Below are 21,518 nucleotides of genomic sequence, written 5' to 3' on the forward strand. Positions count from 1 at the left end.
CGGCGCCGTCGGTCTGGCCGTCCGGCGGCGGGCCGGCGGACAGCAGCACTATGGTCCAACCGCCGCGCCAAGAGTCCAACAGTCCGAGGCCGTACCGGGGTTGTGCGAGTGACGGCCCCGGGGTGGGATGGGAAGCCGCTGGGCAAACGCTTTCTGGCGCGTTGACCTCCCCCGATCCCCCGCCCCCCTCTCTTCTCTCAGGAGACCCATGTCCACCCTGCCCTGGTACGAAGACGTCTCGCCCGGCCGCGGCGTCCTGCCGCCCCGCGCCTGGTACGGCCGCTCGGACGCGCCGTCCCTGTCCCTCGACGGCACCTGGAGGTTCCGGCTCTCGCCCACCGCCGACGCCGAGGACGAGGCCTTCGCCGCCGAGGGGTACGACGCCGGTGGCTGGGGCGAGATCACGGTGCCGGGCCACTGGGTGCTGCAGGGCAAGGGCCGTGGCTTCCCCGCGTACACCAATGTCGTCTACCCCTTCCCGGTCGACCCGCCGCGGGTGCCGACGGAGAACCCCACCGGCGACCATCTGCGCCGCTTCGACCTGCCGGACGGCTGGCCGGAGGCGGGCGACGCGGTGCTCCGCTTCGACGGCGTGGAGTCGGCGGCCCGGGTCTGGCTCAACGGCGTGGAGCTGGGCGAGTTCAAGGGCTCCCGGCTGCCGCACGAGTTCGGGGTGGGTGCTCTGCTGAAGCCGCGCGGCAACGTCCTCGCCGTCCGTGTGCACCAGTGGTCGTCCGGCTCGTACCTGGAGGACCAGGACCAGTGGTGGCTGCCCGGCATCTTCCGTGACGTCACCCTGCTGCACCGTCCCGAGGGCGCGGCCCGGGACTTCTTCGTGCACGCCTCCTACGACCACACGGCCGGGACCGGCACCCTCCGCGTGGAGTGCGACGTGCCCGGCCGGGTCACCGTCCCCGAGCTGGGCGTCGACGTGGTGGCGGGCGAGGCCGTGACGGTGGCGGTCGAGCCGTGGACGGCCGAGACGCCCCGGCTGTACGAGGGCGAGCTGGCCGTCGGCGGCGAACGGATACCGCTGCGCGTCGGGTTCCGCACGGTCGTCGTCGAGGACGGCGTGATCAAGGTGAACGGCAGGAGGATCCTCTTCCGGGGTGTGAACCGGCACGAGTTCCACCCCGAGCACGGCCGCGGCGTGGACCTGGCGACGATGCGCCACGACGTGGAACTGATGAAGCGGCACAACATCAACGCCGTCCGCACCTCCCACTACCCGCCGCACCCCGCCTTCCTGGAGCTGTGCGACGCGTACGGCCTGTGGGTGATCGACGAGTGCGATCTGGAGACGCACGGTTTTGAACTGCTCGACTGGCGGGCCAATCCGGTCGACGACGAGCGCTGGACGCCGGCGCTGCTCGACCGTGCCGCGCGGATGGTCGAGCGAGACAAGAACCACCCCTCGGTGATCATGTGGTCGCTGGGCAACGAGTGCGGCACGGGCGCCGGGCTGACGGCGATGGCCCGGTGGATCCGCGACCGCGATCCCTCGCGGCTCGTCCACTACGAGGGCGACCGCACGTGCCGGGACACCGACGTCTACTCCCGGATGTACCCACCGCACGCCGAGGTCGAGGAGATCGGCCGCCGCGCGGACGACGGGCCGGAGACCCGGCGCGCACTCCCCTTCATCCTCTGTGAGTACGGGCACGCCATGGGCAACGGCCCGGGCGGACTCGCCGACTACCAGCGGCTCTTCGAGCGGTACGACCGCTGTCAGGGCGGCTTCGTCTGGGAGTGGATCGACCATGGTCTCGTCCACCCGGAGTACGGCCACGGCTACGGGGGCGACTTCGGCGAGGAGCTGCACGATGGCAACTTCGTCTGTGACGGCCTGCTCTTCCCCGACCGGACGCCGTCGCCGGGCCTGGTCGAGTACAAGAAGGTGATCGAGCCGGTCCGTATCGAGGGAGACCGTACGGCCGGCACCGTACGCGTCACCAATCTGCACGACTTCGCCGATCTCTCCGGCCTCTCCTTCACCTGGTCGTACCTGGTCGACGGGGAGAGCGCGGGGAGCGGGCCGCTGACGGTGCCCGCGCTCGCCCCCGGGGAGAGCGCCGACATCCCGCTGCCCGTGCCGCCCGTGGCGCCTGTGCCATCCGGGCACGACAACACCACCGAGCGCACCTGGACGGTACGGGCCTCGCTCGCCCGCGAGACCGCCTGGGCGCCGGCGGGCCACGAGGTCGCCTGGGGCCAGGTGCCCGTGTCGGGGCCGGTGGCGCCTGTGGCCGCGTGCGGAGCGCGGCCGGTCCGGGACTCCGGCCGGATCACGCTCGGCACCGCCGCCTTCGACGCCCGGACGGGCGAGCCGCTGGCCATCGGCGGAGTCCCGGTGACCGGTCTGCGGCTCGACGTCTGGCGGGCGCCCACCGACAACGACAACGGTGCGGCGTGGCAGCCCGACGAACGCCACGGACCGCTCTGGCGCGAGCTGGGGCTCCACCGGATGCGCCACCGGGTCGACGCGGTGGACACCGACGGGGACGCGCTGACGGTACGGACCCGGGTGGGGCCCGCGGCCCAGGACCTGGGGCTGCGCACCGCGTACCGCTGGACCTCGGACGGGACCAGGCTGCGGCTCTCGGTCTCCGTCACCCCCGAGGGCGCGTGGCGGCTGCCACTCCCCCGGCTGGGCGTCCGACTCGGTCTTCCGGCCTTCCTGGACCGGGCGACCTGGTTCGGCGGCGGTCCCGGCGAGGCCTACCCCGACACCCGGGCGGCCGCACGCCTCGGCCGCTGGCGGGCCTCGGTCGACGAGCTCCAGACGCCGTACGTACGGCCGCAGGAGAACGGCGCCCGGATCGACACCCGCTGGGTCGAACTGACCGACGGCAGCAGGGGCTTGCGGGTCGAAGGCGATCCCCTGTTCTGGTTCACGGCCCGGCGCTGGACGAGCGAGCATCTCGACGCGGCGGATCACCGGAGCGATCTCGTGCCGGGAGACACGGTCTGGCTCACCTTGGACCACGCCCAGCAGGGCATCGGCTCGCAGTCCTGCGGCCCCGGTGTGCTGCCGGCGTACCGGCTGAACGCCGCCCCCGCCACGTTCTCCCTCACCTTCACCGCGACCGCCGGGGAGGGCGGGTGACCGTCACGGCCGCACGGCCCGCGGCCGGCCGGCTCTTCAGCCGGCCGGCCGCGGCCGCCGCCTGCGCCGCCTTCGTCCTGATCGGCGCCCTCCAGGCGCTCTACGGTCCGGCGGTGCCGGCCCTGCGCGCTGTGGACGGCCTGTCCCCGGCATCCACGGGACTGGCGCTGAGCCTGCACTTCACCGGCGGGGTCGCGGGCGTGCTCGCCTTCGACGCCGTCCACACCCGGATCAGCAACCGGCTGTTACTGACGGCCGGTTACGTGCTGATGGCGGGCGGCGCCGCGGGTTTCGCGCCAGGGCCTGTCTCTTGGATCAGGCCGGATCAGCGAGCGGCGTCTGGCGCGTGCGATCGCAAGGCGGAGGAGGGAGTCCATGCGGTGGGGTACCTCCCGTCGCCAGGCACAGGGGGTACGCCTTTCTGGGCTGCGCGCTGCTGTCGCTCGCCCTGATCGCGGGCGCGCGCGGGGTACGGGACGAGGCCGCGACGCCCTCGCCGCCCGGCACGGGGCCACGCGAGGCGTCCCCGGTGGCGTGGCTCTCGCCGATGCTGCTCGGCTTCCTGGTCCTGTACGTGCTGAACGTCGGCGTCGAGGCGGGGGTGGGCGGCTGGGAGCCGACGCATCTGGAGGCCGTCGGCTGCACGGCGGCCGTGGCGGCCTCCGCCACCTCGGTGTACTGGCTGATGATGACCGTCGGCCGGTTCCTGGTGGTGCCGCTGGCGCTGCGGTACTCGCCGGAGCGGATCCTGACGGTGTGCGGAGCCGGGATGACGGGCTGTCTGCTGCTCGCGCTGGTCCCGGGGGCCGCCCCCGTCGCGTACGCCGGTGTGGGCCTGTTCATCGCGCCGGTCTTCCCGACCGGGCTGCCCTGGCTGCACCGGGTGCTGCCGGGGGCCCGGCGCGCCGGGGCGTGGGTGATCGCCGCCTCGATGGCCGGCGGGGTGGCGGCTCCACCGCTGCTCGGTCTGGGGATCGAGGTCTCCGGGATCGCGTCCGTCCCGGTGCTCCTGACCGTGCTGTCCGCGGCGGGTCTGGTGGTCACGGTGTGGCTGGCCCGTCGCGCCGACGCGGGTCGGCGCGACGGGCCCCCGGTGGCTCCGGATCTCAGCGGATCAGGCGCTCCGGGACGATCCGCTGGGCGCGCAGCTCGGTGAGGACCAGGGCCGCGTATTCGGTGGCCCCGCGGACCGAGGTGTGGGTGTTGTCCCGCTTCTCGGCCGTCAGATAAAGCGCCTTGGACGCCTCGGGGCCGAGTTCCTCGACGCGGGCCTTGGTGAGGGCGGTGAGGTCGATCAGCGGGGTGCCGAGGCCGGCCGCGAGACGTCTGATCTCGGCCGGGTGGTCCACTCCGAGGCCGTTGACGAGCAGGGCGGTGCCGTTGTTCAGGGTGCCGTCGGCGTTGAACCAGCGGCGCACGATCGGTGTCACGAGCACGGGCCGGCCGCCCCGTTCCCGTACCCCTTCGACGAGGGTGGTGAGGTTGGCGCGGTAGGTCTCGGCGTCCGTCTGCTTGTCGTTGTGGGCGAGCTGGATCAGGACAGGGTCGCCGGGCCGGATCAGGGGCTGGACGGTCGGGAAGAGGGCGGGGTTCTCCAGGTAGCTGACGGTGCTCTCACCGGAGTCGGCGTGGTTGGCGACGGCGACGCCGCGCTTCAGGTACTGCGGCAGCCGCTGGCCCCAGCCGGTGTACGGCTCCCCCGGCTGGTCGCACACGGTGGAGTCCCCGACGAGGAAGATCCGCGGGGCGGCGGGGGCCGGAGTGACCCGCACGCCGGCCACCAGGGGCGCCGTGCCGCCGAACGCCAGGTCGAGCCCCGGGCTTCCGGCGGGTCCGGTCGGCTCGCCCTCCGGCTCGCGGACGTCCACGGTGAAGGAGCGCCGGATCCGCTCCCCGGCTCCGGTGGAGGTCTCGGGCAGCAGGGCGCGGCGGGTCTCGCCGGTGACGGAGGTGGCCCCGGCGGTGTCCCCGCCGAGGGTGACCTCGACGTCGTACGTTCCGGGCGCCACGTCGAAGTGGCAGACGAGCGGGCCGGACTCGGCGGGGGTGCAGTGGTCGAGGCCCTGGCCGTACGGGCTGTCGGCGTGGGCCGGGGTGCCGGTCAGTGCGGTGACGGCGATCGCGGCGGCGACGAGCAGGGTGGTGCGTCTCATCGTTCCTTCTCCTCTACGCGGGGAGGCTGTCGCCGACGAGGGCGAGGTTCTGGATGGCGGCGAGCCCGAACAGGGCCGTGGTGTTGGTGCTGATCCACAGGTGTTCGTATCCCGGTTCGAGGGCGGCGGGTCCCTGGACCGGCGTCTTGTCCCACACCATCGCCGAGGTGTAGCCGTCGCTGTTGTGGAACTTGGCCCAGGCGCGCTTGGCGAGGGCGGGGTCGTTCAGCTGGGCCGCCGCGTAGGCGTCCTGGCGGGAGTGACCCTGGAAGAGGAGCAGATTGCCGAAGTTCTTTCCGTAGCGGGCGGCCTGTTCCGTCTTGGAGGCGTTGAAGTAGCGGCAGTAGTCGAGCCAGGCGTTCTTGAAGGCGGGCATGTCGACGAGGTCGATGAGTTCGGCGCACATCTCGACCAGGCCGAACATCGCCGAGAGGTGGGAGACGCCGACGACGGGCTCGGTCGCCACCGCGAACCGTCCGGTGTCGAGGTCGTAGAGGCCGGTTCCCTGGACGAATCCGTTGGGCTGGGCGGCGATGGTCTCCATGGTGGAGCGCAGCCGGGCCTCGGCCTTCGCCGCCTTGGGTCCGCCGCGTTCCCACTCGGTGAGCCAGGCCGCGGCGAGGCCGCTCCAGTCCGTGCCGAAGCCGATGGAGAGGGCGTGGCGGTCCGGGGTGTAGGGCTCGGTGCGGATCTTGCGGATCGGGTCGAGGACGAGGAAGGTCTCGTCGGAGTCGACCAGGGCGTGCATGAGGTCGCCGACGCGTTCGTCGGCGGTGAGGTAGTAGTAGGGGCGGCGGTAGACGGCCGTGGAGATGCGCTGCTGCTTGGCGCTGCACGCGAAGTGCTGGACGCCGTGGCGGGTGCCGAGGCCGGCCCAGGTGCCGAGGTGGTAGACGTCGACCTCGCCGGTGTGGCGGGTCATCGCCTCGGCGAAGCGGAAGATGTCGGAGCGGCCGGAGCGCAGGTAGGCGTACCAGAGCCACAGGTCGGGTGAGAGCTCGGAGTTGTCCCAGGCGTAGCCGCCGACGTCGTACCGCCACTGGTGCCGGTCCTCGTCGTAGGTGTGCATGATGTCGCCGTAGTCCCAGAAGCCGTACCAGCGGCGCTGTTCGGCCTGGTCCTTGTAGTAGGTGAAGAGGTAGTCGAGGTGGTCCTCGATCCTCGCCTTGGCGGCGGTGGAGCGGTCCACGGGGGCGAAGAGGCCGCCGAAGACACCGGCGCGGCTGAGGTCCTCGGGGCTCGCGGCGAGTTGCGGCGGGGTGGAGACGGCGGCGGCCTGGGCGACGAGCGTGACGGCGGTGGGGGTGGCCGCGTTGGCCCAGAACATCAGCTCGCTGGTACGGGCGATGCCGTACGGGGTGCCGAAGCCGGGCTCGTAGTCCTCGTAGGTGATGTTGAGGCCTTCGAGCTGCTCGGGGAAGGTGTCCTGGCCCATGCCGTCGTGGTAGAAGCGCAGGTCCATGGGCTGGGCCTCGGGCGACCAGAGCCAGAGCGTGACCTCGGCGGCGTCGCCCGCGGCGCCGCGGATGTCGAGCTGGGCGGGGTGCTTCTGCCAGAAGTCCCGGAGGCCGAAGGAGAGTCCGCCGGTGACGCCGCCGACGTAGCCGAAGCCGTTCGCCCGTCCGCCGCCGCCGGCCGGGATCCAGCCGTGGCCGGCCTTGGTGCGCTTGCGCAGGGCGAAGCCGTCGGCGGAGAGCTGGGAGAGGGTGTAGTCGCCCCAGGCGGGGATGTACTGCAGGCGGCTGGTGACCCGCTGGTCCCAGGTGGCCGGGTCGGGCAGTTTCTCGCCGGCGACCTGGGCCTTGCGGACGGCGGCGCCGGGGTCGCGGCGCAGGCCGGTGATGCCCTGGACGGCCTCGGTGAGGAACCCCTTGCCCTCGCCGGCGATGCGGATGTGGCGGTCGTAGGCGGCGTCGCGCATCGGGACGGTGAAGCGGACGCCGAGGCCGCGGATGAAGTCCTTGTTCTGGTCTCCGTCGTACGTGATGGTGTGCACCATCCGGAAGGACTCGGCACCGGCGTAGAAGTAGAGGCGCACGGAGAACGGCAGCCAGCTACGGGAGCCCTTGCGGTGCTTGCCGTCGATCCGTACGACGGCCCGGACGGGGCCGCGCTGTTCGACGGTGGCGCCGGCGATCTCGCCGTCGAACCGTTCCCACTTGGCGTTGCCCTGGTCGCCGTCGTCGAGGTCGCTCTGGCGCAGCAGTACCAGCCTCCCGTCGGTGGCGATCTTCACTCCGTCGCGCACCACGGACTCGACGAGCTTCTCGCCGTCGCGGGAGATCACCGCCCTGAGCGTACCGGTGTCGATGGTGATCCGCCGGTCGGTCTCCGTGACGGTGATCTGCCGGTTCGCGGTCGCCGGGGTGCCTGGGGCGAGCGTGAACTTCTCCGCCCCGGCGGCCTCCGGTCCGACGGCGTGCGCGGTCCACTTGAGGGAGCCGTCGGGCCAGCGGGCGGTGGTCCAGGTCTGTACGGGCACCTCCTTGCCGTCGGCCGTGGTGAGCGCGAAGGTCCGGTCGGCGGGGTGGGCGCCCTTGGGCCAGGGCACGCCGAACGTGGAGCCGGGCGCGGCGCCCAGTCCGCCGTTCTCCAGCCAGGTGACGGTCGCCGGCCGGTTCGCGGACGCGACCGCGGCGCCGGTGGCGGCCCGCGCGTCGCCCCGCCCGAGCGCCCAGCTGAACTGGGCGGCGGCACCGGCGACGGCGGCGGCCTTGAGCAGAGATCTGCGAGGAAGGGAGGACATGCGAATCCTTTCATGAGCATGACAGTCACGGCTCGACGGAGGCTCCGCGAGCCGCACGACCGATCGGATGAGGTGACGGCCGACGGGGTGAGGTACGGCCGACGGGGATCAGTGGAGGACGACCTCGTGACGGCACGACGGACGAGGGGGCGGGGGTGGTCTGGACGGTTCGGGGCACGGCCGGCACGGCCGCGGCAGCAGCCCGGGCCCTCGGGCGAGTCGGCGGCCGGCCGGGAAGCCGCCACCCGTACGCCCCACCCCAGGGGCCGCTCCAGCGGCCGGCGACCTCCTACGGAGCGACGGCGCGCCGCTCCACCGCCAGCGTCGCCGCCACGAGCATCCCCAGCGCCGGAGCCGCCAGCGGTGCCGCGAACCACGCCGAGGCCGCGATCACGGCGAAGCCGCAGACGACGAGGAGCGAGCCCGCGGGGTCACGGACCGTGCGGCGGCCCGCGCCCCGCAGGAGCGCGCGCCAGGAAGCCCCGGGCCGCCACGCCACGCTCGCGCGCAGGACGGTGACGACCAGTCCGATCATCACCAGGACCCCGACCGCGCCGATGAGGCGGCCTCCGGGCAGCCCCGCCCGTACGATCGCGAGGTCCGCCCAGAGCAGCGCGAGCGCCGCCCATCCCGCGAGCCCCACGAGCCAGCCGCGGCGGGCGGCCGAGCGCAGGTCCGCGACGAAGGACCGCCAGCCGCTCACCTCGTCGCCGGTCCAGCGGCGCAGATGCGCCGCCCCCGCGGCCAGCGCCGCCGGCAGGGTGACCACCGGCAGGGCAGCCAGCGCGATCCACACCCCCACGAGCAGACACTCGGCGAAGACACCGAACCTGGCCAGGGTCTGCGGCTTGAGCATCCCCGTCAGCCCTTCAGTCCCGACGTGGCCATGCCGTCGATCAGATACCGCTGGAAGGCCAGGAAGAAGAGCAGCACGGGCAGCAGTGCCACCAGCGACATGGCGATCATTCCGCCGTAGTTGGCCAGCCCGTCCTGGTCGACGAACATCTTCAGGCCGAGCGACACGGTGTACTTCTCGGGTTCGTTGAGATAGATCAACGGTCCCATGAAGTCGTTCCACGCGTTGATGAAGGTGAAGATCGCGCTGGTGATCAGCGCGGGCCGGCACAGCGGCAGCACGATCGACCAGTAGATCCGCAGATGCCCGCAGCCGTCCAGGCGGGCCGCCTCGTCCAGTTCCTTCGGCAGGTTGCGCATGAACTGCATCATCAGGAAGACGAAGAAGGCGTCCGTGGCCAGGTACTTGCCGAGCAGCAGCGGGGTGTAGGTGTTGACCAGCTCCAGCTTCTGGAACAGCACGTACTGCGGAATGAGCAGCACGTGGTACGGCAGCAGCAGCGTGCCGATCATCACCGAGAAGAGCACCCCGCGTCCGGCGAACCCGATCCTGGCGAAGGCGTAGGCCGCCAGCGAGCAGGAGAGGAGCACGCCGACCACCGAACCGACGGCCAGGAAGAGCGAGTTGACGAAGAACGTGGAGATCGGGATGTCCGCGATGCCGTCCGCGAGCCGGCTGTAGTTCTCCAGGATCGGGTCGGTCGGGAACAGCTCCAGGCTGCCGACGATGTCGGCGTTCGGTTTGAACGAGCCGCCGATCACCCACACCACCGGGTACAGGACCACCGCGAGGGCGGCCAGCGCCCCGAGATGCCAGGCGACCGAACCCGTACGCCTCGACGCGTGCGTCATCGGTGTCGTCGATTTCATCGGTGTCGTCGGTGTCGTCGTTGCCGTCATCGGGCTGACTCCTCGTAGTGCACCCAGCGCCGCTGGGACCAGAACAGCACCGCGGTCACCAGACCGACGGCGAGCAGCAGCATCCAGGCCATCGCCGAGGCCAGGCCCATCCGGCTGTTCTCGAAGCCCTGGATGTAGAGGTAACAGGTGTAGACGAGCGTGGCGTCGGCCGGTCCGCAGGTGTTGCCCTGCCCGCCGAGGATGTAGGCGGAGCCGAAGATCTGGAAGGAGTGGATGGTCTCCAGGAGCACGTTGAAGAAGAGCACCGGCGAGATCATCGGCAGGGTGATGCTCCAGAACCGGCGCCACGGGCCGGCCCCGTCCATCTCGGCCGCCTCGTACAGCTCGCGCGGCACCTGCTTGAGTCCGGCGAGGAAGATCACCATCGGGGCGCCGAACTGCCAGACGGTCAGGGCCACCAGGCTGTAGACGATCCGCTCCGGGTCGCCGATCCAGCCACCGGGGTCCATGCCGAACAGCTGCTGGGTGCGGTCCACCACGGCGTTGTCGGAGAAGATCGCCCGCCAGACGATGGCGATGGAGACACTCGCCCCGATCAGCGAGGGCGCGTAGAACGCGGCCCGGTAGAAGCCCTGACCCCTGCGGTTCTGGTTGAGGAGCAGGGCCACGCCGAGCGCGGCGGCCAGCTTGAGCGGCGTACCGATGACGACGTACCAGCTCGTCACCTCCACCGAGGTGCGCCAGCGCGGGTCGGCGAACATCTCGGTGAAGTTCTGGACACCGATCCACCGCGGGGCGTCGAAGAGGTTGTAGTCCGTGAAGGCGAAGTAGAGGGAGGCGACCATCGGCCCCGCGGTGAGCAGGAGGAATCCGGCGATCCACGGGGACATGAAGAGGTATCCGGCCAGGTTGTCCCGGCGGGCCCGGCTGGGGCCGGCGCTCCGTGAGGGGGCCGTCGCACCACCCCCGCCCGCGGAGCCCGACGTGCCGGGTTCCGCGAGCGGCCGCGGGGACGACGCCGTCGACGGCGATACGTGTGTCACGGCGGATCCCATCAAGAACCGAGCGCCGTCTTGGCCTCGGTGAAGTACTGCTTCACCGCGTCCCCGACGGACCGCCTGCCCAGGGCCATCTCCTCAGCGAGACGCAGGAAGGCCGACTCGCAGATGTCGGCGCCCGCCGGGTGCGGGGTGATCGTCTCCAGGACGCCGGTGTCCACCAACTGCTGCTCGTACGCGGCGATCTGCTGGGCCACCGGGTCGGTCGGCTTGAACGCCTCGTACTGGACGGTGGTGGCCGGGACACCGCGGTCGAAGCCCGTGATCCTGGCGACCTCGGGGTCATGGACCATGAAGTCGATGAACTGGGCCACTTCCTTCGGGTGCTTGGTGCGCCTGGAGCCGCTGAGCATGAGCGACCCGAGGTACTGCCCGGTCTTCTTCCCGTCGGTCGTCGGGATGGGCGCGAGCCCGTACTGGCTCTTACCCTCCGCGGTGTAGCGCACGGCGAAGTTGTCCCAGGTGAACTCGGCGGCGGCGAGTTCGGCGGTGACGGCCGACTTCGGCTTGACCTGGGCAACCTTGCCGGGGGCCGCGTGGATGCCCGAGCGCACTCCGGCGTACGCCGTGGTCCACCAGTCGGTGAGATCGGCCTCCGTGAAGCCGAGCCCGTCCTTGGTGAAGAACGCCTTGCCGTGCTGGCGCAGGTGGAGGTCGTAGAGGTACATCACGCCGTACATCCCGCTGTCCCCGGCCCTGCCCTGGGTGTCGCGGATCTTGGCGAGCGCGGCATGGAACTCGCCCCAGGTCCAGCCCGGGCGCGGGGTGATGCCGGCCTTGCCGAACAGGGTCTTGTCGATGACCAGGGCCATGGAGTTGCTGCCCACCGGCACGCCCAGGAGCTTGCCGTCGACCTCGCCGAACTTCTCGAGACCGGCCCGGAATCCGTCCATCCGCAGGTTCCCGGCCGTGACCTGCTCGCGGAGGTCGAGCAGCACGTTCTTCTCGTCGTACTTGCGCAGGAAGCCGATGGCGTTCTGGAAGACGTCCGGCGGGTTGCCGCCCGACGCCTGGGTGTTGAACTTCTTCCAGAAGTCGGCGTAGGGCTGGAAGTCCGTCTTGATCTTGATCTTCGGGTGCTTCTTCTCGAAGAGCGCGATCGTCTGGTTGATCCGCTTGGCCCGGTCGTCGGACCCCCACCAGGCGTACCGGAGGGTGACGGTCCCTCCGCCGGACCCGCTGCCCCCACCGCCACACCCCGCCGCGGTGAGGCCGAGAGTGGCCAGTGAGCCTCCCGCGAGCTTGAGCATCCCCCGCCGGTCGACCGTCCCTTGAGTACGCACCGTTCGTCCTCCTGCGCGATTGAAACGTTTTAGGAAAGCGCTTGCTGGCACAAGGTAAGGACGCCCGCAGCGCACGTCAATGGTTCTGACAGGATCGATCGACGCGCTTCGACGGCGCGGGCGGCAGGAGATGAATGCATTCAACAACGCCCATGCGGTTCCCTTCGAACGGGCAAGGCCCTCAAGGGGTTTGCCGACCTGATAGTTCGAAATATCGAACGACTATCGTCTTCTCGAACGGGACCGTATGGTCGGGCATCGTGCGCGTCAATGCCCGGACAGGCCGAAGGCCGGGCGGACCCGGGGAAGCGGGTCTGCCCGGCCTCGTCGTACGCGGAGCCGTCTTCCTGCGGGGCGGCTGCTATTCGAGCAGCTCCGCGTACGCGCCCATGGCCAGGGCGATGTCCGCCTGGGCCCAGAACCGGTGGTACGTGAAGACGGGCGCGGCGCCGCCCGCCAGATAGGCCTCGATCTTCGGCCAGGCCGGGTCGTCCTGGTAGAAGGAGCGGATCGAGGAGAAGGTGGAGTCGCCGTTCACCACGTCACCGTTGGGCATGGTGCCGGTCCAGCCGCTCGGCACGTACACGGGGTCGTCGAAGCGGCTGTAGTCGGCGCGGGTCTCCGGGACGGCGACGCCCAGCGGGTCCTGGTGGTGGGTCCACATGCCGTCGAGGAGGGCCTTGGCGACCCGCTTCGCCTCGGCGTGCCCGGACTTGGCCGCGTAGTAGGTGAGCGTCTTGGCGTAGGCGGCGGCCACGCCGACGTCGTCGGTGTAGTCGGTGACGGTGACGTGCAGGCCGGCGTTGGCGCCGGGGTTCGCGGCGTTCCAGGTGTCGGGCGCGCCGGACCACTGGAGGGTGGAGGGGATGCGGTAGGTGCCGTCGGGGTTGACCGTGGTCTTCGACAGCGCCCAGCCGACCCACTTGTCGAGCACGGTCTTGGCCGTGGCGTCACCGGTCTGCCGGTAGTACTCGGCGACCCGCTCCATGGACCAGGCCTGGAAGCCGAACCACTGGTTGGACGCCGGGTCGTGGTAGACGGGCTTCTCGTCGTAGAAGAGGCCGTGGAAGGTGGGGGTTCCGGCCGGGGGCTGGGCGTAGCGTCCCTGCCAGCTGTTGGTGGCGCCGCCGGCGATGGCGCCCTCGGAGGACTGGAGCCAGCGGTAGAACTCCAGCTGGCGGTCGAGGCTGGTCGCCCAGTCCGCGGCCCCGGTCGCCGACTTGGGCTTCAGCGGGGCGTACTCGCTGAGCGCGTAGGCGGCGAGCGGGTTCTGGTAGCCGCCGTGGGCGTGGCTGGAACCGATCCGCCAGGACCAGCCGGCGCTGGTGTCGGTGGCACCGCCCCAGGCGTAGTACCAGGACATCAGGTAGTGGGCGCTGTCCTTGCCGGTACCGGCGGGGCAGGTGCTCGGTCCGACGCAGTTCCCGGACTTCTTGAAGTACTTGTCGAACATGGCGTACCGCAGGTAGTCGCCCATCTTGGCGGCCTTGGCGACGGTCGCGGTGACCTGGGATCCCTTGCCCTGCTCCTTGGCCCAGATGTCGGCCCAGTAGGCGGCCTGGACGGCGCGGGCGTCGGCGTCGGGGGCGTTGGTGAACTTCCACTGCTTGGCGTAGGAGGCGTCCCCGGTGAAGAGGTCGAGGTAGCCGTTCCTCCCGCCGAAGGTGAAGTTGTCGCAGGTGGGATGGGGGACGGTCTCCCAGACGGACTCCTGCGGGCCGCGCTGGAAGGTGTTGATGTACGAGGGCCCGGTCGCGGCCGGTCCGGCGGAGCACTTGCCGGGCTCGTTGCCGTAGCCGTAGACGTTGTCGACGTCCTGGAGCCAGTGCATCCCGTAGATGTCGTCCGTGCCGTAGGCGCTCTTCAGCTCGGCGGCGATCGGGTCGGCGCCGGCGGTGACACCGCCGTCGAGCCGGGCCGGGTACTGCGACGGCAGATCGTGCTCGGGTGCGTACGTGGCGGGCTTGGAGGCGTTGTAGCTGCCGGTGGTGGGCTGGTCCGCGTGGGTGGGGATCATGAATTTCTCCATGGTGTCCCATGCGCCGTTGAACTTGGTCCAGTCGCCGGTGACCTTGCCGTACATCGCCTGGAGCCAGATCAGGTAGCTGTACGCCTCCGAGGTCGTCTCGTGCCCGTGGTCCGGGGCCTCGACGATCAAGGTCTCGACGGAGTGGTACGGGACGCCCTCGGGCGAGAAGTAGCCGTTGGCCGGGTTCGTGATCCTGCCGTGGAGGTCGAGGAAGCGGGCGTCGTAGGTGGAGTCGGCGGCCAGTTGGGTGACGGTGACCTCGGCCTTGGCGTGGCCGGGGGCGGTCGCGGTGAGGACGGCCGAGCCGGTTCCGGTGGCAGCGGCGGCCACCGTCACCTTCTGGGCGGTGTTCCAGTTCGCCGGGGTGAAGGTGAGGCTTCCGCCCCCGGAGACCGTGAGGTTGCTGTTGCCCGAGGTCCGCGCGGTGGTCACGGTGACGTTCGCGGACGGCTGGGTGGAGAGCTTGAGGTCGAAGGTGCCGGTGGCGCCCTGGCGTACGGCGAGCTGGGCCGGCGTGGCGACGAGGGCCGGGCCCGCGGCGACGGTGATCCCGACCGGGGCCGACTCGGCGGAGGCGCCGAGGCTGTCGTACGCCTTGGCGTAGAGCGAGTGCGGGCCGGCGGCCAGGCCCGTGGCCCCGAGGGAGAACGGGGCGGTGGTGTCGGTGCCGAGCAGGGTGGTGTCGCTGTAGAACTCGACCTTGCTGATGGTCGCCTGGTCGGCGGCGGCCGCGGTGGCGGCCAGCGGGACCGGGTTCCCCTCGGTGAAGACGGCTCCGGGGGCGGGGCTCGTGAGGACGGCGACCGGGGGCTGGTGGGCGCCGGTGCAAGGGGTGCCGTTGACGGCGAAGGCGGTCGGGGCGGTGTTCGTCCCGCTGTACGTGAACTGGGCGCCGGTCGTGACGGCGGCGCCGGCCGCGATCGTCCGGTTCCAGGCGGCGTGGGTGACCGTGACGTTCCTGCCCGACTGGGACCAGACACCGCTCCAGCCGTTGGTGAGCTTCTGGTCGCCGCTGTGGGCGTAGGTGAGGGTCCAGCCGTCGAGCGGGGCGGTGGCGCGGTTGGTGAGGGTCAGCTCGGCGGTGAAGCCGGAACCCCAGTCGTTCGTCCGGTAGTCGACGCTGCACTGCACCGCCGCGGCGTGGGCGGTGGTGCCGTTGACGGCGGTCAGGCCGAGGGGCAGGGAGAGCGTGGCGGCCAGCGCGGTCAGCAGCCTGCGTGATCTTCCTGGTGGCATGGGGGTGGATCTCCTCGCGGCTCGGGGAGGTGGGGGTGTGCGAAGACGAGGGCACAAGCTCTGAACCAGTGGGAGCGCTCCCACTGTGACGACGGGGCGGAACGACGTCAAGGTGCGCGAAGAGTCGAAGACATTCGACAGAGAAACTTGACAACTCCTCTTTTACTTGGGGCGAGTTGCCGCTACGGTCGGGCCCCACCAGTGGGAGCGATTCCGTCAGTCGGCGCGTCGTCAGGTACGCGCCCTCGCTGCAAGGACTCGCTCATGCGACATCCCCCGCGTTTGTCGGCACTGCTCGCCGGAGCAGCGCTCACCATGGCGAGCACCGCTCTCGCCGTGGTCGGTACGGCCTCAGGAGCCGCGGCCGCGCCACTCTGCACCGTTCAGTACTCCGTCGTCGGCTCCTGGGCCGGCGGCTTCCAGGGGTCCGTCACCCTCACCAACAACAGCGCGGCGCTGGCGAGTTGGAGTCTCGGCTTCGACTTTCCGGCCGGTCAGAGGGTGAGCCAGGGCTGGGGAGGCAAGTGGTCCCAGTCCGGCTCGGCCGTGACCGTCGTCAACGAGAGCTGGAACGGCGCTCTCGGCACGGGAGCGAGCGTCACGGCCGGATTCATCGCCTCCTGGTCGGGCGCCAACACCGCGCCCACGTCCTTCACGCTCAACGGAACGGCCTGCGACGTCGGTCCCGGGCCGAACCCGACCACCCCCGCCCCGACTCCCACACCCACCCCGACGCCCACCCCGACTCCGACCCCGACCCCGACCCCGACCCCGACCCCGACCCCGACTCCGACGCCCACCGACCCCACGGACCCGCCCGATCCCGTCTCCGGCGCGCCCGAGCTGAGCGTCGCCGGCAACCGGCTCACCGACCAGAACGGCGCCATCCGCCGCCTGCTCGGCGTCAACCGCTCCGGCGGCGAGTTCATGTGCGTGCAGGGCCACGGCATCTGGGACGGCCCCGTCGACGACGCCTCGGTCCGCGCCATCGCGGACTGGAAGGCCAACACCGTCCGCATCCCGCTCAACGAGGAGTGCTGGCTGGGCCTGGACAACATCAAGCCCGAGTACCGGGGCGCGAACTACGTCGCCGCGGTCAAGGACCTGGTGACGCGCGTCCTCGCGCACGGCATGACCCCGATGCTCGAACTCCACTGGACGTACGGCCAGTACACCGGCAACTCGGCGGGCTGCTCCGACGTCCACGCCTCCTGCCAGAAGCCGATGCCGAACGCCCGGTACACCCCGGCCTTCTGGACCTCGGTCGCCGACACCTTCAAGAACGACCGCCGTGTCGTCTTCGACCTGTTCAACGAGCCCTACCCGGACCGGGCGACCTCCACCGCCGCGCAAGCCTGGACGTGCTGGCGCGACGGCGGCACATGCCCGGGCATCGGCTACGAGGTCGCCGGCATGCAGGACCTGCTCGACGCGGTGCGCGCGACCGGCGCCCGCAACCTCGTGCTCGTTCCGGGCATCGCGTACTCCAACGACCTGAGCCAGTGGCTCGCGCACCGCCCCACCGACCCGGCGGGCAATCTCGCCGCCGCCTGGCACGTCTACAACTTCAACACCTGCTCCACCGAGACGTGCTGGGACAGCACCCTCGCTCCGGTCGCCGCCCAGGTCCCCCTCGTCGCGGGCGAGATCGGTGAGAACACCTGCGGGCACGCCTTCGTCGACCGCGTCATGAAGTGGTTCGACGACCGCGGGCTCTCGTATCTCGGCTGGACCTGGAACACCTGGAACTGCTCCTCGGGACCGGCCCTGATCACCTCGTACGACGGCACACCCACCGCATTCGGCATCGGGCTGCGCGACCATCTGCGCGCCCTGAACTGAAAGGCACACCACGACATGAGCCGCACCACGAGCCGCACCGCCCTTCTGGCGGCCCTCGGCCTGATCACGGCCACCGGCGCCACGGCCACCGTCATGACCAGCACGGCCGGAGCCGCCGCAGCCGGCTGCCGGGTCGACTACCAGGTCACCAACCAGTGGAACAACGGCTTCGGGGCCAACGTCACCGTCACCAACACCGGCGACCCGCTGAACTCCTGGACCCTGGAGTGGTCCTACGCGAGCGGCCAGAAGGTCACCCAGGGCTGGAACGCCACCATCACCCAGTCCGGTGCCGCCGTGACCGCGAAGAACGTCTCGTACAACGGGAGCCTGACCACGGGCGGTTCGACCTCCTTCGGCTTCAACGGCTCCCACACCGGTACGAACGCCGTCCCCGCGACGTTCACCCTCAACGGAGTCGTCTGCAACGGCGCCACCCAGCCGCCGACGACCCCGCCCACCACTCCCCCGACGACGCCACCGACCACTCCGCCACCCGCGGGCACGAAGGCCGACAACCCGTACGCCGGCGCGCGGGTCTACGTGAACCCCGAGTGGTCGGCGAAGGCGGCGGCCGAGCCCGGCGGCACCAGGATCTCGAACCAGCCCACCGGCGTGTGGCTGGACCGCACGGCCGCCATCGCCGGTGTGAACGGCGGCATGGGTCTGCGCGACCACCTGGACAGGGCCCTCACCCAGAAGGGCAGCGGCGAACTCGTCGTCCAGCTGGTCATCTACAACCTGCCGGGCCGCGACTGCGCCGCGCTCGCCTCCAACGGTGAACTCGGACCGACCGAGATCGACAAGTACAAGACGCAGTACATCGACCCGATCGCCGCGATCCTCGCCGACCCGAAGTACGCGGGGCTGCGCATCGTCACGACCGTCGAGATCGACTCGCTGCCCAACCTGGTCACCAATGTGTCCGGTCGCCCGACGGCCACCGCCAACTGTGACGTGATGAAGGCCAACGGCAACTACGTCAAGGGCGTCGGCTACGCCCTGAACAAGCTGGGCTCGATCCCCAACGTCTACAACTACGTGGACGCGGGCCACCACGGCTGGCTCGGCTGGGACGACAACTTCGGCGCGTCGGCCGAACTCTTCAAGACGGCGGCCCAGGCCGAGGGCTCCACGGTCGCCAACGTGCACGGCTTCATCGTCAACACGGCCAACTACAGCGCGCTGAAGGAGGACCACTTCACGATCGCGGACTCCGTCAACGGCGTCTCCGTGCGCCAGTCGAAGTGGGTGGACTGGAACCGGTACACGGACGAGCTGTCGTACGCCCAGGCCATGCGCGACAAGCTGGTCTCGCTCGGCTTCGATTCCAAGCTCGGCATGCTGATCGACACCTCCCGCAACGGCTGGGGCGGTACGGCCCGGCCGACCGGACCGGGGGCGCTGACGAACGTCGACACCTACGTCAACGGCGGCCGCTACGATCGGCGCATCCACCTCGGCAACTGGTGCAACCAGTCGGGCGCGGGGCTCGGCGAACGGCCGCAGGCCGCCCCGGCCGCCGGCATCGACGCGTACGTGTGGATGAAGCCCCCGGGCGAGTCGGACGGTGCCAGCAAGGAGATCCCGAACGACGAGGGCAAGGGCTTCGACCGGATGTGCGACCCGACGTACACGGGCAACCCGCGCAACGGGAACAGCATGTCGGGCGCGCTGCCGGACGCGCCGCTGTCCGGGAAGTGGTTCTCGGCCCAGTTCCAGGAGCTCATGAAGAACGCCCACCCGGCGCTCTGACCCCTGCCCGACCCCACGCCGGCCGGAACCCACGTTCCGGCCGGCGTGCCACGCTCATGTGATCCACGTCATACGGCTGAGCCGATCACTTCGCACGTCCAGTCCGGTCATCCCTACAAGAACACTCCGCACCGACAGGACAGGACACCCACGCCATGGCCGATGCCGTGAAGGGCCCCGCGAGCTACTTCCCCTCGATCGAGAAGAAGTACGGCCGCCCCATCGCCGAATGGAAGGACCTCATCCGCTCCTCGCCGCTGACCAAGCACATGGAACTCGTCGCCTGGCTCAAGTCGGAGCACGGGCTCGGGCACGGCCACGCCAACGCCCTGGTCGCGCACACGCTCGCGGAGGACAGCGGCAAGTGATCCCCTGTCAGCGCCCTGCCCGGTCAATTCGCTCGCGCACGACCGGCCGGGCCTGGCAGGATCACCGCATGACCTACGGAATCGAGTACCACTCCGCCCTGTGAGCGCCCCGGACGAGCGCGGCGCGCTCACCCCTCGGCCCTCCCTGTACGACTACGCGCTGGGCCTGCACCGCGCGGAGCCCGACGGCCGCCTTCCCGAGGGCGGTTACCCCCTCCCCGTTCAACCCCCGCGGCCCGAGCAGCGCTCCCCTCGCGGCTGGAGAAAGACCTCCGAGGCGCTCGCGGACGCCCTCACTCCGCTCCTCGCCGATCCGGACACCACCCGGGCCGCCGACGAGGTCCACCGGCGTCTGCGTGAGCTGGACGCACGGGAGCATCACGTCCGCCGCGTGGTCCCCGATCTGCCGCTGGTGGACGAGGCGGCCGCGCGGGCGCTCGGCCGCCGTCTTACCCGTACGGGAACGAGCGCCGAGGCCGTCGGCGCCGGCCTCCGCCTCCTCGCCCGGCTCGGCGAGCCGGAGGACATCCCGTACCTCCGAACGCTCGGCTTGCTCCGCGACTTCATGGGCACGGCCGTCCAGGCGCTCACCCCTCTCGACCGTCCCACGGCCGCCCTCGTGTGGCTCACCGGGCGCGCCAGGAACCGCGAACTCCGCCCGCTGGTCGACGCGCTCGCCGCGCACGATGACAAGGCCGTCCGCGCCACCCTGGTGGCGATGAATCTGCACCCGCGCGCCTTGGGACCGGAGACCGCTCGCAGGATCGCGGAAGCCATGGGACTCGTCGACATCCTGTGCGCGGATCCGGTCGACGCCGCCGTACTCGCCCAAGCGGCCAGGCTGCTGTCACGGATGACGAGCCAGCGCGACTACCGCCCCGAGATCCTCTCCTACGAACAGGCCGTCAGCGCCTACGAGGCCGTCGTCACACGCGCCTCCCTCCTCTCCCCGACGCTGGACCACTGCGCGACCCTGCTCTCGCTCGCCCTCGACCTGCACAGCGGCCCCAGTCGTCTGCTCCCGTGGCCGCCCGGTCGGCGCGAGGCCCTCCTGGACATCCTGGAATCCGTCCTGCACTCCCCCGAGTGGTCGGCCGTGGCCGACCACGAACCCGACGACCCCGACGATCAGCACCGCACCCACTGGATCCGGCGCACGGCCCGGCAGCCCTTCAGCGCCCGCCCGGGATCGTCCCGCCTCCAGGTCGAGGTCGCCGTACGCGATCCGGCCGACCCCGACTGCGCCGAGACCCGCTTCCTGATCGACGGACGCCCGCTGGTGCCGGAGGCATTCGGCCGGGGCCCGGGGAACTCTCCGGAGTACCTGCTCGACAGTGGACGCCTGCGGGCGACGCCCGAACCACGCGAGGTCCAGCTCGCCGAGGCGTACTGCACCGAGGGCTGCTGCGGGGCCCTCCACGTCACCGTGCAACGGGACGGAGACCACGTCGTGTGGCGCGACTGGCGCCGCACGGCCTCCGGACGGCGCGGACAGCCGCACCTCCCCGCGTACCGCTTCGACGCCACCGCCTACGACGCCGAGATCACGCGCGCCGAGCACGACCACTCCTGGGCCTGGCCGGCCCGCATCACCGCGCGCCTGCTCGCCGCGGGGCTGCGCGACCGGCCGGAACTTCTCACGCGCTGGGACGCCCGCTTCGGCTGGGTGGGCACCGACTTCCACGATCCGGACACGACGGTGCTGTCCTTCACGTTCCGGCCGGGTCTCGCCACCGGGCGGCAGGACACGAACGGAGCGTGGCTGCAGTTCCTCTGGCGGCTGCCGGACGACGGCACGCCCCCGGACCTCCGGGCGGCCGCCGCCCTCCGACTCCTGGAGACGACCGATCCGAAGACCTTCGCCCTGGTCGGAGGCGGCAGCCGGGAGTACGCGAAGGAGCTCGGCTTCCCGTGGCCCGAGGGCGGCCGCGGCTAGCGGGTGTCGCCCTCCCAGTCCCAGTGCACGTCGTCGCCCTCGCGCGGCCCGTACCGGGCGTGGCCGCCCGGGCCGTAGCAGCCGATCTCCGTGGCAAGGGCGGCCCCTTCCTCGAGCTGTCGTGCGGTCCATCCGGTGACGTCGAGCAGGAGGCCGTCCAAGGGGCCGGCCACCAGCTCGCGGTAGACGTGCCCGGGTCGGGGGCCCGGATCGGGATCGTCATGGTCGGCGCCGTACACACGCCCTCTCATCAGCTCGTCCATACCCGGCAGCATCGCATCCGGCACTGA

The 21,518-nt window shown here is 71.0% G+C and carries 15 protein-coding genes; 7 read left to right on the forward strand and 8 right to left on the reverse strand.

Annotation, left to right across the window (positions count from 1 at the left end; all coding sequences use genetic code 11):
• Positions 1-208 precede the first annotated feature (208 nt).
• From ACFYV5_RS31525 to ACFYV5_RS31535, 3 genes are all read left to right on the forward strand, one after another.
• A complete protein-coding gene (locus ACFYV5_RS31525) occupies positions 209-3,106 on the forward strand; it encodes a glycoside hydrolase family 2 TIM barrel-domain containing protein (protein WP_389174108.1) in 2,898 nt (965 codons plus the stop codon).
• Positions 3,103-3,558 (forward strand): hypothetical protein, encoded by a 456-nt coding sequence (locus tag ACFYV5_RS31530; protein WP_389174111.1) that lies wholly within the window; start codon positions 3,103-3,105, stop codon positions 3,556-3,558. The genes ACFYV5_RS31525 and ACFYV5_RS31530 overlap by 4 nt, the downstream gene beginning before the upstream one ends.
• Positions 3,559-3,635: 77 nt before the next feature.
• Entirely contained in the window at positions 3,636-4,262 is a 627-nt protein-coding gene (locus tag ACFYV5_RS31535) for an MFS transporter (protein ID WP_389174114.1), read from the forward strand.
• Here the strand turns inward: ACFYV5_RS31535 and ACFYV5_RS31540 are convergent.
• From ACFYV5_RS31540 to ACFYV5_RS31570, 7 genes are all read right to left on the reverse strand, one after another.
• Complete coding sequence (locus tag ACFYV5_RS31540; RefSeq protein WP_389174117.1) at positions 4,213-5,259, reverse strand: rhamnogalacturonan acetylesterase; 1,047 nt, start codon at positions 5,257-5,259, stop codon at positions 4,213-4,215. The two genes, ACFYV5_RS31535 and ACFYV5_RS31540, sit on opposite strands and share 50 nt — an antisense overlap.
• Positions 5,260-5,272: 13 nt before the next feature.
• The gene (locus ACFYV5_RS31545) at positions 5,273-8,005 is read right to left on the reverse strand and encodes a Tat pathway signal sequence domain protein (RefSeq protein WP_389174120.1); all 2,733 of its coding nucleotides are present in this window, start codon (positions 8,003-8,005) and stop codon (positions 5,273-5,275) included.
• A 289-nt stretch (positions 8,006-8,294) separates the two neighbouring features.
• Complete coding sequence (locus ACFYV5_RS31550; RefSeq protein WP_355113910.1) at positions 8,295-8,861, reverse strand: hypothetical protein; 567 nt, start codon at positions 8,859-8,861, stop codon at positions 8,295-8,297.
• Positions 8,862-8,866: 5 nt separating this feature from the next.
• A complete protein-coding gene (locus ACFYV5_RS31555; RefSeq protein ID WP_355114178.1) occupies positions 8,867-9,730 on the reverse strand; it encodes a carbohydrate ABC transporter permease in 864 nt (287 codons plus the stop codon).
• 26 nt (positions 9,731-9,756) lie between these two features.
• On the reverse strand, positions 9,757-10,776 hold the full coding sequence (locus tag ACFYV5_RS31560; protein WP_355113908.1) for a sugar ABC transporter permease: 1,020 nt from the start codon (positions 10,774-10,776) through the stop codon (positions 9,757-9,759).
• On the reverse strand, positions 10,776-12,029 hold the full coding sequence (locus ACFYV5_RS31565; RefSeq protein WP_389174544.1) for an ABC transporter substrate-binding protein: 1,254 nt from the start codon (positions 12,027-12,029) through the stop codon (positions 10,776-10,778). Before ACFYV5_RS31565 ends, ACFYV5_RS31560 begins: the two co-directional genes overlap by 1 nt.
• A gap of 394 nt (positions 12,030-12,423) precedes the next feature.
• Positions 12,424-15,327, reverse strand: a complete 2,904-nt coding sequence (locus tag ACFYV5_RS31570; RefSeq protein ID WP_389174124.1) for a glycoside hydrolase family 48 protein — start codon at positions 15,325-15,327, stop codon at positions 12,424-12,426.
• A gap of 264 nt (positions 15,328-15,591) precedes the next feature.
• Here ACFYV5_RS31570 and ACFYV5_RS31575 point away from each other — a divergent pair, with 264 nt between their 5' ends.
• The 4 genes from ACFYV5_RS31575 to ACFYV5_RS31590 all read left to right on the forward strand — a co-directional run bounded on the left by ACFYV5_RS31575 (position 15,592) and on the right by ACFYV5_RS31590 (position 21,228).
• A complete protein-coding gene (locus tag ACFYV5_RS31575; protein ID WP_389174127.1) occupies positions 15,592-17,169 on the forward strand; it encodes a cellulase family glycosylhydrolase in 1,578 nt (525 codons plus the stop codon).
• A 15-nt stretch (positions 17,170-17,184) separates the two neighbouring features.
• Complete coding sequence (locus ACFYV5_RS31580) at positions 17,185-18,924, forward strand: glycoside hydrolase family 6 protein (RefSeq protein ID WP_389174130.1); 1,740 nt, start codon at positions 17,185-17,187, stop codon at positions 18,922-18,924.
• Between the two features lie 155 nt (positions 18,925-19,079).
• Positions 19,080-19,292, forward strand: coding sequence for a DUF4287 domain-containing protein (locus ACFYV5_RS31585; RefSeq protein WP_389174132.1), 213 nt, complete (start codon positions 19,080-19,082; stop codon positions 19,290-19,292).
• Between the two features lie 100 nt (positions 19,293-19,392).
• Positions 19,393-21,228 carry a hypothetical protein gene (locus tag ACFYV5_RS31590; protein ID WP_389174134.1) on the forward strand — a complete coding sequence of 612 codons (1,836 nt, stop codon included), beginning with the start codon at positions 19,393-19,395 and terminating at the stop codon, positions 21,226-21,228.
• On the opposite strand, the gene ACFYV5_RS31595 is transcribed toward ACFYV5_RS31590, so the two are convergent.
• Positions 21,225-21,491 carry a hypothetical protein gene (locus tag ACFYV5_RS31595; RefSeq protein ID WP_355113899.1) on the reverse strand — a complete coding sequence of 89 codons (267 nt, stop codon included), beginning with the start codon at positions 21,489-21,491 and terminating at the stop codon, positions 21,225-21,227. The genes ACFYV5_RS31590 and ACFYV5_RS31595 overlap by 4 nt on opposite strands.
• Between the last annotated feature and the right edge of the window lie 27 nt (positions 21,492-21,518).

This window comes from Streptomyces sp. NPDC003035, from assembly GCF_042888285.1.
Classification (GTDB): domain Bacteria; phylum Actinomycetota; class Actinomycetes; order Streptomycetales; family Streptomycetaceae; genus Streptomyces.